14 protein-coding genes are annotated in these 15,388 nt (G+C 61.3%); 8 read left to right on the plus strand and 6 right to left on the minus strand.

The annotated features are described in order from the left end of the window. Nucleotides 1-216: 216 nt before the first annotated feature. From L6D74_RS18750 to L6D74_RS18765, 4 genes are read right to left on the minus strand one after another with little or no spacing between them, the layout of a single operon-like run. Nucleotides 217-1,068, minus strand: coding sequence for a ChaN family lipoprotein (locus L6D74_RS18750; protein ID WP_236190015.1), 852 nt, complete (start codon nt 1,066-1,068; stop codon nt 217-219). Between the two features lie 21 nt (nt 1,069-1,089). After that, a complete protein-coding gene (locus tag L6D74_RS18755) occupies nt 1,090-1,857 on the minus strand; it encodes a heme ABC transporter ATP-binding protein (RefSeq protein WP_236190017.1) in 768 nt (255 codons plus the stop codon). Further along, nucleotides 1,857-2,840, minus strand: coding sequence for a FecCD family ABC transporter permease (locus L6D74_RS18760; protein WP_172829550.1), 984 nt, complete (start codon nt 2,838-2,840; stop codon nt 1,857-1,859). Before L6D74_RS18760 ends, L6D74_RS18755 begins: the two co-directional genes overlap by 1 nt. A gap of 50 nt (nt 2,841-2,890) precedes the next feature. After that, nucleotides 2,891-3,763: a heme/hemin ABC transporter substrate-binding protein gene (locus tag L6D74_RS18765; RefSeq protein WP_236190019.1), complete on the minus strand. Its 873-nt coding sequence runs from the start codon at nt 3,761-3,763 to the stop codon at nt 2,891-2,893. Nucleotides 3,764-3,925: 162 nt separating this feature from the next. Between L6D74_RS18765 and L6D74_RS18770 the strand changes: the two genes are divergently transcribed. Then, nucleotides 3,926-4,243 carry a Rieske (2Fe-2S) protein gene (locus L6D74_RS18770; protein ID WP_236190020.1) on the plus strand — a complete coding sequence of 106 codons (318 nt, stop codon included), beginning with the start codon at nt 3,926-3,928 and terminating at the stop codon, nt 4,241-4,243. Here the strand turns inward: L6D74_RS18770 and sfsA are convergent. Beyond that, nucleotides 4,240-4,953 (minus strand): DNA/RNA nuclease SfsA, encoded by a 714-nt coding sequence (gene sfsA, locus L6D74_RS18775; RefSeq protein WP_085648760.1) that lies wholly within the window; start codon nt 4,951-4,953, stop codon nt 4,240-4,242. The two genes, L6D74_RS18770 and sfsA, sit on opposite strands and share 4 nt — an antisense overlap. Further along, on the minus strand, nt 4,953-6,125 hold the full coding sequence (locus L6D74_RS18780) for a pyridoxal phosphate-dependent aminotransferase (RefSeq protein WP_074691458.1): 1,173 nt from the start codon (nt 6,123-6,125) through the stop codon (nt 4,953-4,955). The genes sfsA and L6D74_RS18780 overlap by 1 nt, the downstream gene beginning before the upstream one ends. 334 nt (nt 6,126-6,459) lie before the next feature. On the opposite strand from L6D74_RS18780, the gene dksA reads away from it, so the two are divergent. The 7 genes from dksA (at nt 6,460) to folK (ending at nt 15,158) form a co-directional block, all read left to right on the plus strand. Further along, nucleotides 6,460-6,903: an RNA polymerase-binding protein DksA gene (gene dksA, locus L6D74_RS18785; RefSeq protein WP_039771633.1), complete on the plus strand. Its 444-nt coding sequence runs from the start codon at nt 6,460-6,462 to the stop codon at nt 6,901-6,903. A gap of 83 nt (nt 6,904-6,986) precedes the next feature. Continuing rightward, the gene (gluQRS, locus tag L6D74_RS18790) at nt 6,987-7,883 is read left to right on the plus strand and encodes a tRNA glutamyl-Q(34) synthetase GluQRS (protein WP_236190021.1); all 897 of its coding nucleotides are present in this window, start codon (nt 6,987-6,989) and stop codon (nt 7,881-7,883) included. A 77-nt stretch (nt 7,884-7,960) separates the two neighbouring features. Continuing rightward, nucleotides 7,961-8,137: a hypothetical protein gene (locus L6D74_RS18795; protein WP_003176118.1), complete on the plus strand. Its 177-nt coding sequence runs from the start codon at nt 7,961-7,963 to the stop codon at nt 8,135-8,137. Further along, nucleotides 8,121-11,075 (plus strand): sensor histidine kinase, encoded by a 2,955-nt coding sequence (locus L6D74_RS18800; protein ID WP_166742304.1) that lies wholly within the window; start codon nt 8,121-8,123, stop codon nt 11,073-11,075. Before L6D74_RS18795 ends, L6D74_RS18800 begins: the two co-directional genes overlap by 17 nt. A 22-nt stretch (nt 11,076-11,097) precedes the next feature. After that, nucleotides 11,098-12,534, plus strand: a complete 1,437-nt coding sequence (locus L6D74_RS18805; RefSeq protein ID WP_236190022.1) for a sigma-54-dependent transcriptional regulator — start codon at nt 11,098-11,100, stop codon at nt 12,532-12,534. 734 nt (nt 12,535-13,268) lie between these two features. After that, nucleotides 13,269-14,669, plus strand: a complete 1,401-nt coding sequence (locus tag L6D74_RS18810) for a polynucleotide adenylyltransferase PcnB (RefSeq protein WP_064599472.1) — start codon at nt 13,269-13,271, stop codon at nt 14,667-14,669. A gap of 3 nt (nt 14,670-14,672) precedes the next feature. Next, the gene (gene folK / locus L6D74_RS18815; protein WP_085648756.1) at nt 14,673-15,158 is read left to right on the plus strand and encodes a 2-amino-4-hydroxy-6-hydroxymethyldihydropteridine diphosphokinase; all 486 of its coding nucleotides are present in this window, start codon (nt 14,673-14,675) and stop codon (nt 15,156-15,158) included. Nucleotides 15,159-15,388: the final 230 nt, after the last annotated feature.

A 15,388-nucleotide genomic window follows, 5' to 3' on the forward strand; every position in this document is an offset into this window, starting at 1 on the left:
CACGGGGCGTTTACGCCATTGCCGGGACAAAACGACAAAAATGAAAAAACAGCAGTTGACTCGCTAATGAGAATCGCTATGATTATCACAACTGATCGCGAGATCAGTCGATATTCTGAAAAGCCCTTGGTTCGGACTCTCAGATTATCTCCTCATCAGGCTAATCACGGTTATTTGACCCGGTTTTTACCGGGTCTTTTTTTGCCTGTGGAAAAGTCATTCCTTGCCGAACTGCTTACGCATCTGCGCGCAATAATCCGGTTTCGGCGTGGCTGGGGTGAGCCAGACATAATCAGCCATCGCCGCCGTAACCCCACTGCCCTGCTCCGCCAGCATCAACACCGTCGGCGCTTGCGGCGCGCCCAGATCCAGCACATGCAGCGGCACCCCGACATCTTTGCGCGCGTGATACGCACCCGCCAGTAACAAGGCAGGCGCAGGCGCTGCCAGCAAACGCGAGGCCATGCGCCGATCCCGCTGTTGCTGAACGGCCAGCATCGCCGGCATTTGTGATGACGGCAGCAAGCCGCAGTGAGAATCGCCGATCTGCTCCAACAGCGTCTCTTTCACAGATTTGGCATTGCTGCGCTCACCGCTCAGAACCGGAGGATCGCGATAGAACGCGCGGATTTCGATGTTATAGAGGTTCGCCGCCAGCAACTGCCAGGATTGCGTCAGGGCGAACCGCACAATCGGTCCGTAGAGATTCCAGTCCCAACCCTCCTGCCAGGCCAATGCAGCAGGAAGATCAGCCGGTGGCGTTGACGCATGTCGTACGTCATCAACCCGCGACTGTTGATCGGGTGTCAGCATTTCCAACAGGAGACTGCCCTGGGGCCGCGCCTTTTCCAGGTTCTGTAACAGCCACAATTGAAGGGCATGGTGATCAGCGTTGTCATGCTGCTCACCAACAATCACCTGCGATGGACTGCTCAACCGAGCCAGTAATTGCTGCGCCGTCAGATGCTCGCCGCTGCGCAAATCACGGATCTCGCCCACGACCGGGGGCGCCGCAACATGCTGGCAACCTGCAAGCCACAACACCGCCAACAGCAAAATCCCGCGCATACACTCACCTCGATGACGAAATCAGCGGGCGATGATCAGCGGATGCCCGCGCTCCGGGTGCGGCTGCACCAGCACTTCCAGACCGAACACCGCCTTCAGCGATTCCGGACGCAATACCTGCTGCGGCGTGCCCAGCGCAACCGGGCGCCCGCCTTCCAGCAGCAGGATGCGATCACAATAGCGCGCCGCCAGATTCAGATCATGCAGGATCACCAGCACCGCCGCGCCGCGATCGGCAAATTCGCGCACCGCTTGCAGCGTCGTGTGTTGATGCAACGGATCAAGCATCGAGGTCGGCTCATCAAGCAGCAGAGTCTGCCCCGCCTGCCCCGGCCAGAGTTGCGCCAGCACCCGCGCCAGATGCACCCGTTGACGCTCGCCGCCGGACAGCGCCAGATAACTGCGGCCACTCAGGTGCCCGGCATCGGCCGCCCGTAATGCGGCAGCGACGATCTCGTCGTCGCGCACCCGCCCGCTCTGATAAGGCAGACGCCCCATGCCAACCACTTCCTCAACACGAAAGGCGAAATCCAGGGTCGACACCTGCGGCAACACCGCCAGCCGCTGGGCGCGCTGAGTGCCGCTCCAATGACTCAAGGCCTCACCGTCCAGCAGCACTTCCCCCTCGTGCGCGCTCAACTCGCCGCACAACGCGCCGAGCAAGGTACTTTTACCAGCGCCATTCGGCCCCAGCACGCCAAGCACTTCGCCCGGTTCGAGTTGCAGGCTGACGTCGGCCAGAACGGTCTTGCGGCCACGGCGGATGTGCAGATTGTGCGCACGCAGCATCAGGCACGCCCTCGCAGCAACAGATAAAGGAAGAACGGCGCGCCGATGAATGCGGTGACGATACCGATCGGCAGCTCCGCCGGCGCCAGCGCCAGCCGCGCAACCAGATCCGCCAGCAGCAACAGACTGGCGCCGGCCAGCACCGATGCCGGCAACAACACCCGGTGATCCGGCCCGGCGAGCAAGCGCACCAGATGCGGCACCACCAGCCCGACGAAACCGATCATCCCTGCCGCCGCCACCGCCGCGCCGACGCCGAGCGCCGTGCAGAACACCAGTTCGCGCTTGAGCCGTTCGACATCGATCCCCAGATGCCCGGCTTCCGACTCGCCGAGCAACAATGCATTGAGTGCCGTCGCCCGACGTGGAAGCCAAAGTGCAACACCGGCAGTGATGATCAGCAGCGGCCACAACCGCGCATAGCTCGCGCCGTTAAGGCTGCCCAGGTTCCAGAACGTCAACGTGCGCAATGTCGCGTCGTCGGCCAGATAGGTAAACAGCCCCACCGCCGAACTGGCCAGCGCGGTCAGGGCAATCCCCGCCAGCAACATGGTCGCCACATTGGTCTGCCCGTTGCGGCGGCCGAGTCGATAGACCAGCGCAGTTACGCCAAGGCCACCGAGAAACGCGCAAACCGACAGCAGATAAGGCCCGAACCACTCTGGCAGTCCGCCAAAAAACGAGCCGCCGACGATCGCCACCGCCGCGCCCAGCGCCGCGCCGCTCGAGACGCCAACCAACCCTGGATCGGCCAGCGGATTGCGAAACAGCCCCTGCATCGCCACACCGGACAGGGCAAGCACGCCGCCGACTGCCAGCCCGAGCAACGTACGCGGCAGACGAATCTGCCCGAGAATCAGTTCAGCCTGCTCCAGCCCGTCCGGCGCCAACGGCACACCGATCATGCGCAGCGCAGCGCGCAAGGTATCGAACAACGGCAGGCTGACCGGCCCCAATGCCAGCGACAGCCAGATCGCCAGCAGACACAGCAGGATCAGGCCGATGAACAAGCCACGGGGTTTGACCAGCGAGGTCATTGGCCGCTCGAGGCCGGATAGAAACCGTCAGACAGAGTCTTCAGCGCGGCCGGCAAACGCGGCCCGAGTCCGCCCACCAGCAGCGTCGGATCCAGCTCCAGCACACGGCCGGTCTTGGCGGCACGGCTGGAATTGAGGATCGGGTTTTCCTTGAACAACGCCGCTTTCGCCGCCTCGCCGGTCAGCGCACGGTCAGCGAACACCAGCACTTCAGGATCAAGACTGGCCAGTGACTCCACGGAAAACGGCTTGTAACCGGTGTGGGTCGCGAGGTTATGCCCGCCCGCCTGTTGCAGCAGCCAATCGGCGGCGGTGTCCTTGCCGGCGATCAGCGGTTTGCCGCCGGCATGCCCGAGCAGCAACAGCACGCCCGGTGCTTTGTGCTTTGATTGCACCGCAACCACACGTGCCTTCTGAGCATCGAGTTGCTGTTGATAACTGTGCAGCAATTGCGCGGCCTGGCTTTCGGCCCCCAGCAACTGCCCCAGATGAGTAACGTTTTTCTCCAGTGTCGGCAGATCCGGCTGAGCCGAGAACAATTCCACCTGCACCTTGGCGCTGCGAACCTGGGAGATCACTGGCGGCGGGCCCATTTCTTCAGTGCCGATCAGGATGTCCGGGCGCAGGCTGAGAATGCCTTCGGCCGACAGGCTGCGCTGGTAGCCGATGCTCGGCAGGGACTTGAGGGATTGCGGATGCTGGCTGGTGGTGTCGACGCCCACCAGTTTGGCCTCGCCGCCCAGCGCACTGACCCACTCCGACAACGCACCGCCGGCGCTGACCCAACGTTGCGGCAACTCGGCCGCTGCAGCCTGGTGGCTGACCCAAAGTCCGACACACAGCACGGCAACGCGGGTACTCAGGCGCATAGACAGCTTCCTTGAAAGGTTTTCCCGGGCATCGGAACGGCAGGCCAAGTATCCTCGGCAGCGATCACCTCGCCACGGGCGAAGGCGGCCATTTGATAATTGTTTGCATTTGAACGTCAAGCTCGGACATATCCGGACACGAGCCGACACTTGAGGATAGGCATGAAGTTTCTTTGCGCGGGTGCCGATCTGGCTGAGGGCGGCAGCCGCGGTTTCGATATCGACGGGAAAAAACTGTTTGCCGTGCGCCGCGCGGGGCAGGCTTACGTCTACCTCAATCGCTGCCCGCATCGGGGCGTCGGTCTGGAATGGCATCCCGACCAGTTTCTCGACCCAAGCAACAGCCTGATCCAGTGCGCCACCCACGGCGCACTGTTTCTGATCGAAGACGGAGAATGCGTCGCCGGCCCCTGCGCCGGACAATCGCTGACGGCCATCCCTTGCCATGAAGACGCGCAAGGGCTGTGGATCGACGTTTAACCGTTGAGCAGCACGTCCAGGCGCCTGTCGATCACCATCTCTTCATGGCTCAACCGCACGCCGTACGCCAGGACCTCGACCCCGCACGCCACCGCCTCACGTAGCGCAGCGGCGTAGGCCGAGTCGATTTCCTCGGCCGGGCGCACCGCTTCGACACCCGTGAGATTGACGCAGTACAACTGCACCGCGCGAATCCCGTCCCGGGCCAGATGCGCCAGCTCACGCAAATGCTTGGCGCCGCGCTGGGTCACTGCATCGGGAAATGCCGCAATCGCCGTGCCATCGAAACCCAGAGTGACGCTTTTCACTTCAACGTAAGCCGAGCCCGTCGGGTAGTCGAGGCGAAAATCGATCCGGCTCTTTTCCTGCCCGTACGCCACTTCACGCTTGAGCCCGGTAAAACCGTTCAGCTCACTGATGACGCCGGCCTGCAAGGCTTCTTCGACCAGAGCGTTGGCGCGCCCGGTGTTGACGCAAAACAACCGGCCCTGCGGGGTTTCACCGACTTCCCAGGTGCCGGGCAGTTTGCGTTTCGGATCTGTGGAGCGGCTGAACCAGACCTGCCCGCCCTCGACCTGGCAATTGAGCATTGAACCGGTGTTCGGGCAGTGAATGGTCAGCAATTCGCCGCCAACGGTTTCGATATCGGCGAGAAAACGCTTGTAACGGCGGATCAATCGGCCTTCTTCGAGCGGAGGATGAAAACGCATCAGCCTTGCCAGCTCTTCAAGCCACGGGCGATACGCTCTACCGCTTCCTGTAGGCGTGGGAGGTTTTGCGTGTAGGCAAAGCGCACGTGATGACCGGCCTGATAGCGGCCGAAATCCAGCCCCGGCGTGAATGCCACGTGTTCGGTTTCGAGGAAATGCCGGCAGAACGCGAAGGCATCGCCGCCGAACTGGCTGATATCGGCATACAAATAGAACGCGCCTTCCGGCTCCACGGCAATGTTGAAGCCCAGCTCCCGCAATGCCGGCAGCAGGAAGTCGCGACGACGGCCGAATTCGGCGCGACGCTCTTCGAGAATCGCGATGGTGTCCGGTTCAAAACAGGCCAGCGCTGCGTGTTGTGCCATGCTTGGCGCGCTGATGTAGAGGTTCTGCGCGAGTTTTTCCAGCTCACTGACGGCGGCATCCGGCGCCACCAGCCAGCCGAGGCGCCACCCGGTCATGCCGAAATATTTGGAGAAGCTGTTGAGGACAAAGGCGCTGTCGTCCACTTCCAGCACACTGGCGGCGTCGGTGCCGTAAGTCAGGCCGTGATAAATCTCGTCCACCACCAGATGCCCGTGACGCGCCTTGATGGCTGCGGATAACCCGGCCAGTTCATCGCGGGTCAGAATCGTACCGGTCGGGTTGGCTGGCGAGGCAACCAGCGCACCGACGCTGTCGTGATCCCAGTGGCGTGCCACCAGGTCCGGCGTCAGTTGATAGCGAACGTCCGGGCCCACCGGTACAAGCTGTGCCGCGCCTTCGACCAACCGCAGAAAGTGTCGGTTGCAAGGATAGCCGGGGTCGGCCAGCAGCCAGTGTTTGCCCGGATCCACCAGCAACGCACTGGCCAGCAGCAGCGCGCCGGAACCGCCGGGCGTAATGAGAATCCGTCGTGGATCGATGTTCAGGCCGTAGCGCGTTTGATAGAAACCGGAAATCGCCTCGCGCAGCTCGGGAATACCACGGGCCGCGGTGTAGCGGGTTTTCCCCGCCGTCAGGGCTTGCTGGCCGGCGCGAATGATCGGCTCGGCGGTGGTGAAGTCCGGTTCGCCGATTTCCAGGTGGATCACGTCGTGGCCGGCGGCCTGCAATTCATTGGCCCGCGCCAGCAACGCCATGACATGGAACGGTTCGATCGCACGACTGCGCGCACTGTAGGGCTGAGCCATTGGCCTTCCTTCAACGAGGGAAAAGAAACGATTCTACCCATCTGCCGGAACGAGCGAGAACCCGCAGCGGTCACAGCCTCAAGAACACTGGACTGTAACGACCCGCGCGTACGCTCCAGGATTGACTAAAATCAGTGATTGAGCAGGTTTGCAGCACCGCCGGACATGGCTTGGCAAACATTTGCAAGTCCCATCGGCCACGCGCTCGACATCCGGGAGTAGCGCGGGTCGAATTGATCTGGTAAGTTCGCCCGCTTGCAGCCGCAGGGCCGGCAGGTGTCGGTGATGGAGCAATCCTGCGCAATGGATTACAAGAGTAGAGGCGGTCCATTTCATGCCCACCCAAGCAAAGCAACAGGCAAGTCAGACACTCAGCGGTTTCGAACCTTACGTCCCTAAAGAGGGCGAAGAGTACATGGGCGCGCCTATGCGTGCGCACTTCACCAAGATCCTGACCAAGTGGAAACTCGACTTGATGCAGGAAGTCGACCGCACTGTTGATCACATGAAAGACGAAGCGGCCAACTTTCCTGATCCGGCCGACCGTGCCAGCCAGGAAGAAGAGTTCGCCCTCGAGCTGCGCGCCCGCGACCGCGAGCGCAAACTGATCAAGAAGATCGACAAGACCCTGCAACTGATCGAAGACGAAGAGTACGGCTGGTGCGACTCTTGCGGCATCGAGATCGGCGTCAAGCGCCTCGAGGCCCGTCCGACTGCCGACATGTGCGTCGACTGCAAGAACCTGGCGGAAATCAAGGAAAAGCAGGTCGGCAAGTAATCCCGGCCTGAACGAAAAACGGAGCGTGCGAACGCTCCGTTTTTGTTTCTGGCGTTTTTTGACTCTCAAGTAACATCGCCCTCATGACTGCCAACACCTCCCCCGCCTACATTGGCCGCTTCGCCCCGACACCCAGCGGGCACCTGCATTTCGGTTCGCTGGTCGCCGCCCTGGCCTCTTATCTGGACGCGCGCTCGGTGGGCGGCCGCTGGCTGGTGCGCATGGAAGACCTCGATCCGCCCCGTGAAGAGCCGGGCGCGCAAGCGGCGATTCTCAAGGCGCTGGAAAGCTATGGCTTCGAATGGGACGGCGAAATGGTCCGCCAGAGCGATCGGCACGAAGCCTACGCCCAAGTGCTCGACAGCCTGTTCAATCACGGCCTGGCCTACGCCTGCACCTGTTCGCGCAAACAGCTCGAGCCGTACCATGGCATTTATCCGGGACTGTGCCGCAATGCCGGCCATGGTCAGGAAGACGCGGCGATTCGCCTGCGCGTGCCGGAGCTCGAATACCACTTCATCGACCGGGTGCAGGGCCAATACCGCCAGCATCTGGGCCGTGACGTGGGAGATTTCGTAATCCGCCGCCGCGACGGTCTCTACGCCTACCAACTGGCAGTGGTGCTGGACGATGCGTGGCAGGGCATCACCGACATCGTGCGCGGTGCCGATCTGCTCGACTCCACACCGCGTCAGCTCTATCTGCAGGAATTGCTGGGCCTGCGCCAACCGCGCTATCTGCATTTGCCACTGATTACCCAGCCGGACGGCAACAAGCTCGGCAAGTCCTATCGCTCGCCACCGCTGGAAGCCGATCAGGCCGCGCCATTGTTGCTGCGGGCCCTGCGTGCACTGGGGCAAAACCCGGGGCCCGAACTGGCCCACGCCTCGCCGCATGAACTGTTGAACTGGGGCAGCGCCCACTGGGATGCCTTGAAAATCCCGCGCACACTGACCCTGCCCGAAGCGCAACTGCTGTGACGACACTTGCAGTGGCGCGCCCATCCGTTACCATCGCCGCACGTTTTCGGGCACGCGCATAAAAAAGAGAGGCCGGGATGTACATCTATCGCTTGGTCCTGCTTCTGGTCGTGGGGATCTACCTGTTTTCTCCCGCCATCATGGATTGGTGGATCGACGCGACGGGCGCCTGGTATCGCCCTTATCTGCTCTGGCTGATCCTGATTGTCGTGACCTTCATCCTGCAGAGCCAAAAAGATGCCGATGAGCTTTAGCCTGACCCAGATGCTGCTGATCAGCGCCGCCTACCTGGCCGCGCTGTTCGGCGTGGCCTGGATCAGTGAACGGGGCATGATCCCGCGGGCGATCATTCGCCACCCGTTGACCTACACACTGTCGCTGGGGGTCTACGCCAGCGCGTGGGCGTTTTATGGCACGGTGGGTCTGGCCTATCAGTACGGCTATGGCTTTCTGTCCAGTTATCTCGGGGTGTCCGGCGCGTTTCTGCTGGCGCCAGTGCTGCTGTATCCGATCCTCAAGATCACCCGCACTTATCAACTGTCGTCGCTGGCGGACCTGTTCGCCTTCCGCTTTCGCAGCACCTGGGCCGGTGCGCTGACCACGATTTTCATGCTGATCGGCGTCTTGCCGTTGCTGGCGTTGCAGATTCAGGCGGTGGCCGACTCCATTGGCATCCTCACCGGCGAACCGGTGCAGAATCGCGTGGCCCTGGCGTTCTGTGCGCTGATCATTCTGTTCACGATCTTCTTCGGCTCCCGTCACATCGCCACCCGTGAAAAGCACGAAGGACTGGTATTCGCGATTGCCTTCGAATCGGTGATCAAACTGGTGGCCCTTGGCGGCGTTGGCCTCTACGCGCTATACGGCGTATTCGACGGCCCGCAGCAACTTGAACTGTGGCTGTTGCAGAACCAGACCGCCCTCGCCGCCCTGCACACGCCGTTGCAGGAAGGCCCGTGGCGCACGTTGCTGCTGGTGTTTTTCGCCTCGGCGATCGTGATGCCGCACATGTATCACATGACCTTCACTGAAAACCTCAACCCGCGCTCGCTGGTCAGCGCAAGCTGGGGCCTGCCGCTGTTCCTACTGTTGATGAGCCTGGCCGTGCCGCTGATTCTCTGGGCCGGCCTGAAACTCGGCGCCACCACCAATCCGGAATACTTCACCCTCGGCATCGGTATCGCCGCCAACAGCAAGTCGCTGGCGTTGCTGGCCTATGTCGGCGGATTGTCGGCGGCCAGCGGCCTGATCATCGTCACCACGCTGGCGCTGTCGGGCATGGCCCTGAACCATCTGGTGCTGCCGCTCTACCAGCCACCGGCCGAGGGCAATATCTATCGCTGGTTGAAATGGACCCGCCGGGCACTGATCGTCGCGATCATCATGGCCGGCTTCTGCTTCTATCTGATGCTGGGCGCCGAGCAGGATCTGGCCAACCTCGGCATCGTTGCCTTCGTTGCGACCCTGCAATTCCTGCCGGGTGTGCTCTCGGTGCTGTACTGGCCGACCGCCAATCGCCGCGGTTTTATCGCCGGTCTGCTGGCGGGGATTGTGGTGTGGGTCGTGACCATGCTGTTGCCGCTGGTCGGCAACCTGCAAGGTTTCTACATTCCGCTGCTGAACATGATTTACGTATTGGACGACACCAGTTGGCACATGGCGGCCATCGCCTCGCTGGCGGCCAACGTCCTGATGTTCACGCTGATTTCGCTGTTCACCAATGCCAGCCCTGAAGAGGCCAGCGCCGCCGAAGCCTGCGCGGTGGACAACGTACGTCGCCCGCAACGCCGCGAATTGCACGCCGCCTCGCCGCAAGAATTCGCCACGCAACTGGCCAAGCCGCTGGGCGCCAAGGCTGCGCAGAAAGAAGTCGAACAGGCCCTGCGCGACCTTTATCTGCCATTCGACGAACGCCGCCCTTATGCCTTGCGCCGCCTGCGTGACCGGATCGAAGCCAACCTCTCCGGCCTGATGGGCCCGAGCGTCGCCCAGGACATGGTGGAAACCTTTCTGCCGTACAAGGCTGGCGGTGAAAACTACGTCACCGAAGACATCCACTTCATCGAAAGCCGCCTCGAGGATTATCACTCGCGCCTCACCGGTCTGGCTGCCGAACTCGATGCCCTGCGCCGCTACCACCGCCAGACCCTGCAGGAACTGCCGATGGGCGTCTGCTCGCTGGCCAAGGATCAGGAGATCCTGATGTGGAACAAGGCCATGGAAGAACTGACCGGAATTGCCGCGCAACGGGTCGTCGGCTCGCGCCTGAGCACCATCGCCAATCCGTGGAAAGACCTGCTGCAAGGCTTCATCCATCTGCCGGATGAACATTTGCACAAACAGCATTTGGCCCTCGACGGCCAGACCCGTTGGCTGAACCTGCACAAAGCGGCGATCGACGAGCCGCTGGCACCGGGCAACAGCGGCCTGGTGTTGCTGGTGGAAGATCTGACCGAAACCCAAATGCTCGAAGACAAACTGGTGCACTCCGAGCGCCTGGCCAGCATCGGCCGACTCGCGGCGGGTGTGGCCCACGAAATCGGCAACCCGATCACCGGCATCGCGTGCCTGGCGCAAAACCTGCGGGAAGAGCGCGAAGAAGATGGTGAGCTGACGGAAATCAGCGGCCAGATCCTCGAGCAGACCAAACGCGTGTCGCGCATCGTCCAGTCGCTGATGAGCTTCGCCCACGCCGGCAGCCATCAGCACAGTGACGAGCCCGTTTGTCTGGCGGAAGTCGCCCAGGACGCCATCGGTTTGCTGGCGCTCAACCGGCGCAATTTCGAAGTCCAGTTCTACAACCTGTGCGATCCCGATCACTGGGTCGAAGGCGATCCGCAGCGGCTCGCCCAGGTGCTGATCAATCTGCTCTCCAACGCCCGTGACGCCTCGCCTGCCGGCAGTGCGGTGCGGGTCAAGAGCGAAGCCGGCGAACACACGGTCGATCTGATCGTCGAAGACGAAGGCAGCGGTATTCCGTCGAGCATCATGGACCGATTGTTCGAACCCTTCTTCACCACCAAGGATCCTGGCGAAGGCACCGGTCTGGGCCTTGCACTGGTCTATTCCATCGTTGAAGAGCATTATGGACAAATCACCATCGACAGCCCGGCTGATGTTCAGAGCCAGCGCGGCACCCGTATCCGGGTGACATTGCCGCGTCATGTCGAAGCGACGTCCGCTGTGAACTGAGACCGTCGAGAGTATCGAATCAATGCCGCACATTTTGATCGTCGAAGACGAAACCATTATCCGCTCCGCCTTGCGCCGCCTGCTGGAACGCAACCAGTACCAGGTCAGCGAAGCCGGTTCAGTGCAGGAAGCACAAGAACGCTTCAGTATTCCCACATTCGATCTGATCGTCAGCGACCTGCGACTACCGGGCGCTCCCGGCACCGAGCTGATCAAGCTCGGCCAGGGCACGCCTGTGCTGATCATGACCAGCTACGCCAGCCTGCGCTCGGCGGTCGACTCGATGAAGATGGGCGCGGTGGATTACATTGCCAAGCCTTTCGACCACGATGAAATGCTTCAGGCTGTCGCGCGGATCCTGCGTGATCGCCAATCGGCGCCTGCCGCCGGCGAGGCAGCTGCTGCCAGACCGGCCAATGGCAGCGGCAAATCCGCCATCGACAACAGCAACGGCGAAATCGGCATCATCGGCTCGTGTCCGCCGATGCAGGATCTTTACGGCAAGATCCGTAAAGTCGCGCCGACCGATTCCAACGTGCTGATCCAGGGTGAGTCCGGCACCGGTAAAGAACTGGTGGCCCGCGCCCTGCACAACCTGTCGAAACGCGCCAAGGCGCCGATGATCTCGGTTAACTGCGCCGCCATTCCGGAAAGCCTGATCGAGTCCGAACTGTTCGGCCACGAGAAAGGTGCGTTCACCGGTGCCAGCGCCGGTCGCGCCGGTCTGGTGGAAGCGGCGGACGGCGGCACGCTGTTCCTCGACGAAATCGGCGAATTGCCACTCGAAGCTCAGGCTCGCCTGCTGCGCGTGTTGCAGGAAGGCGAAATTCGCCGGGTGGGCTCGGTCCAGTCACAAAAAGTCGATGTCCGCTTGATCGCGGCGACCCACCGTGACCTCAAGAGCCTGGCGAAAATCGGCCAGTTCCGTGAAGACTTGTACTACCGCCTCCACGTGATCGCGTTGAAACTGCCGGCCCTGCGCGAGCGTGGCGCCGACGTCAACGAAATCGCCAATGCGTTCCTCGCTCGTCAGAGCGCGCGCATCAACCGCACCGACCTGAAATTTGCCGCCGATGCCGAACAGGCGATCCGGCACTATTCCTGGCCGGGTAACGTGCGGGAGTTGGAAAACGCCGTCGAGCGCGCGGTTATTCTGAGCGAAAGCCCGGAAATTTCTGCCGACCTGCTGGGCATCGACATCGAACTGGGTGATCTGGAGGACGACGAATTCATCGGCCTGCCGGCTCAACAGTCCGGTAACGCCAGCAACAGCAGCCACGAACCGACGGAAGACCTGTCACTGGAAGACTATTTCCAGCATTTCGTGCTCGAGCATCAGGACCACATGACCGAGACCGAACTGGCGCGCAAACTGGGCGTCAGCCGCAAATGCCTGTGGGAACGCCGTCAGCGTTTGGGCATTCCGCGGCGCAAGACCGGGGTCGCCAGCGAGAGCTGAACGTTACCTGTCGAGTGTGCGGGTAACCGCTAAAGAAGTGAAAAAACTGTTACCTCAGTCTTTTCACGTAACAGAAGCCGGGGTTATCGGTAACGAAATCCCGGCTTTTTTTCGCCCTGCGAAAACGGTTATATCGACCTAACCCCTTGTTTTATTGGGGTTCGCAAAAGTTGGCACGGCACCTGCTATATGTTTGGTACAAGAACAATAACAAGCAATGCACAAGACAATAAAAATAAGACGAATCGACTCACGCACAATAAAAACAAGACGGCGAGAGGCGCAGCTAACTGATTCTTTTGGAGAGGCGTTGTATTTGGGGCTAGCCCCACGACCAGGCCGAGAACAACAAAAACTGTCTTAAGACAGAGCCTGTACTGGTTGGATCGCAAGATCACTGCAACACAGCGACCAAAGCAATCCGTTTGCTCTTGGCTCCCGATTGGGAGGGTCATGAAGGAAAAGCTTCATGACGAGGGCACTCAACAAAAACAAGAAGCCCGAATCAATAATAAAAAGAGCACGCAACTACTTCTTGGGGAGCTTCGGCTCCCCTTGTAGTTTCTCCCTTACGGCAAATCTCTCCTTCACACGCCCCCTACACCCCTCTAGCCTGCGGCTTGCAGCGCAAAACGGCAGCGTCCTACACCATCCCTCGACTAAATGCTAGAATCCCGGCCCATCATGCGGTCATTCTCTGGTATGGCCGAACATTCCTTCAAACAGTGCATCCCATGCTGAAGAAGCTGTTCCAGTCATTCCGAACTCCCCTGCGTCGTACGCAACACATCCGTAGCACGCCTGAAGTCCTCAACAGCGGCCAACATTCGCTGCAAAAGGCCCAATTCAGCCGGTACGCGGTCAACATCGTCGAACGTCTGCAGGGCGCCGGCTACCAGGCCTACCTGGTTGGCGGTTGCGTGCGAGACATGCTGCTGGGCATCACGCCCAAAGACTTCGACGTCGCCACCAGCGCCACCCCCGAGCAGGTTCGTGCCGAATTCCGCAATGCGCGGATCATCGGCCGCCGCTTCAAGCTGGTACACATCCATTTCGGCCGCGAAATCATTGAAGTCGCGACCTTCCGCGCCAATCACCCGCAAAACGAAGACGATGAAGACAGCAATCAGTCTTCGCGCAACGAGAGCGGGCGTATTCTGCGCGACAACGTCTACGGCACCCTGGAAGAAGACGCGCAACGCCGCGACTTCACCATCAACGCCCTGTATTACGATCCGGTCAGCGAGCGCATCCTCGACTACGCCAACGGCGTACACGACATCCGCAACCACCTGATCCGCCTGATCGGCGACCCAAAGAAACGTTACCAGGAAGACCCGGTGCGGATGCTGCGGGCCGTGCGTTTCGCTGCCAAGCTCAATTTCGGTATCGAGAAGCACACCGTCCAGCCGATCCGCGAACTGGCGCCGATGCTGCGCGAGATCCCGTCGGCCCGTCTGTTCGAGGAAGTGCTCAAGCTGTTCCTCTCCGGTCATGGCGCCATCACCTTCGAGATGCTGGTCGACCTGCAACTGTTCGCGCCGCTGTTCCCGGCCAGTGCCGATGCGCTGGAACACAACCCGGAATACACCCACACGTTGATCAGCGAAGCACTGACCAACACCGACCTGCGGATCAAGCAGAACAAACCGGTGACCCCGGCGTTCCTGTTCGCCGCCCTGCTGTGGCCTGCCCTGCCGGCCCGCGTGTTGCGTCTGCAAGAGCGCGGCATGCCGCCGATTCCGGCGATGCAGGAAGGCGCTCACGAACTGATAGCCGAACAGTGCCAGCGCATTGCAATTCCAAAACGCTTCACCATGCCGATCCGCGAGATCTGGGACATGCAGGAACGCCTGCCACGCCGCAGCGGCAAACGCGCCGACCTGCTGCTGGACAATCCGCGCTTCCGCGCCGGCTACGACTTCCTGCTGTTGCGTGAAAGCGCCGGCGAGCAGACCGATGGCCTGGGCGAATGGTGGACCGATTATCAGGACGCCAACGACAGTGAACGTCGTGACATGATCCGTGACCTCAGCGGTAAGGGTGATGACGCCAGTGGTGCACCGCGCAAGCGTCGCCGCAGCAGCGGTTCCAAGCGCAAACGCGCCGGCGCACCGAGCGCCACGGGCGAATAAGGCATGGAACGTATCTACATCGGCATGGGCAGCAACCTGGCTGACCCGGCCGAACAACTGCGCAGCGCGGTCGACGCGCTGGGGCAATTGCCCGATACCGAACTGGTCGGCGTGTCTGCCTTCTACCAAAGCGACTCCCTGCTGCCGGGGCAACCGCGTTATACCAACGCGGTTGCCGCGCTCGACAGCGCGCTCGCCCCGCTGGATCTGCTCGATGCTTTGCAAGCCATCGAAAACGATCAGGGCCGCGAACGCCTGGAGCGCTGGGGCCCGCGCACGCTGGATCTGGACATTCTGCTGTTCGGTGATCGCCTGATCGATGAACCGCGCCTGAAAGTCCCGCACTACCACATGCAGGAACGCGCGTTCGTTCTCTATCCCCTGGCCGAACTGGCTCCCGATGATCTGCGTCTGGCCGATGGCCGCACCCTTGCCGATCTTCTCGCAGCCTGCCCGTTCGTCGGCCTCGAACGCCTTCCCCTCCCCTGACATCTATCCCCTGTGGGAGCGGGCTTGCTCGCGAATGCGGTGTATCAGCTCAATAAGATGCTGACTGACACGACGCCTTCGCGAGCAAGCCCGCTCCCACATCGACTTGTCCAAATCCCGGTTTTTGTCGGACAAAAAAACCGCAGATCAGGCCCGCCGGCCCGCTGAATCGCATCAGTAACGCCGGTAACACTCCCCTCGTAACAATGCGGTAACACATGCAATTGACT

Source organism: Pseudomonas pharyngis (assembly GCF_021602345.1).
Lineage (GTDB): Bacteria > Pseudomonadota > Gammaproteobacteria > Pseudomonadales > Pseudomonadaceae > Aquipseudomonas > Aquipseudomonas pharyngis.

What these genes read in the sequence shown, in the direction of transcription:
- L6D74_RS18765 (WP_236190019.1), bottom strand. Translation starts at nt 3,763, where the DNA reads ATGCGCCTGAGTACCCGCGTTGCCGTGCTGTGTGTCGGACTTTGGGTC.
- L6D74_RS18795 (WP_003176118.1), top strand. Translation starts at nt 7,961, where the DNA reads ATGTACATCTATCGCTTGGTCCTGCTTCTGGTCGTGGGGATCTACCTG.
- L6D74_RS18805 (WP_236190022.1), top strand. Translation starts at nt 11,098, where the DNA reads ATGCCGCACATTTTGATCGTCGAAGACGAAACCATTATCCGCTCCGCC.
- L6D74_RS18750 (WP_236190015.1), bottom strand. Translation starts at nt 1,068, where the DNA reads ATGCGCGGGATTTTGCTGTTGGCGGTGTTGTGGCTTGCAGGTTGCCAG.
- L6D74_RS18800 (WP_166742304.1), top strand. Translation starts at nt 8,121, where the DNA reads ATGCCGATGAGCTTTAGCCTGACCCAGATGCTGCTGATCAGCGCCGCC.
- L6D74_RS18780 (WP_074691458.1), bottom strand. Translation starts at nt 6,125, where the DNA reads ATGGCTCAGCCCTACAGTGCGCGCAGTCGTGCGATCGAACCGTTCCAT.
- dksA (WP_039771633.1), top strand. Translation starts at nt 6,460, where the DNA reads ATGCCCACCCAAGCAAAGCAACAGGCAAGTCAGACACTCAGCGGTTTC.
- folK (WP_085648756.1), top strand. Translation starts at nt 14,673, where the DNA reads ATGGAACGTATCTACATCGGCATGGGCAGCAACCTGGCTGACCCGGCC.
- sfsA (WP_085648760.1), bottom strand. Translation starts at nt 4,953, where the DNA reads ATGCGTTTTCATCCTCCGCTCGAAGAAGGCCGATTGATCCGCCGTTAC.
- L6D74_RS18810 (WP_064599472.1), top strand. Translation starts at nt 13,269, where the DNA reads ATGCTGAAGAAGCTGTTCCAGTCATTCCGAACTCCCCTGCGTCGTACG.
- L6D74_RS18755 (WP_236190017.1), bottom strand. Translation starts at nt 1,857, where the DNA reads ATGCTGCGTGCGCACAATCTGCACATCCGCCGTGGCCGCAAGACCGTT.
- L6D74_RS18770 (WP_236190020.1), top strand. Translation starts at nt 3,926, where the DNA reads ATGAAGTTTCTTTGCGCGGGTGCCGATCTGGCTGAGGGCGGCAGCCGC.
- gluQRS (WP_236190021.1), top strand. Translation starts at nt 6,987, where the DNA reads ATGACTGCCAACACCTCCCCCGCCTACATTGGCCGCTTCGCCCCGACA.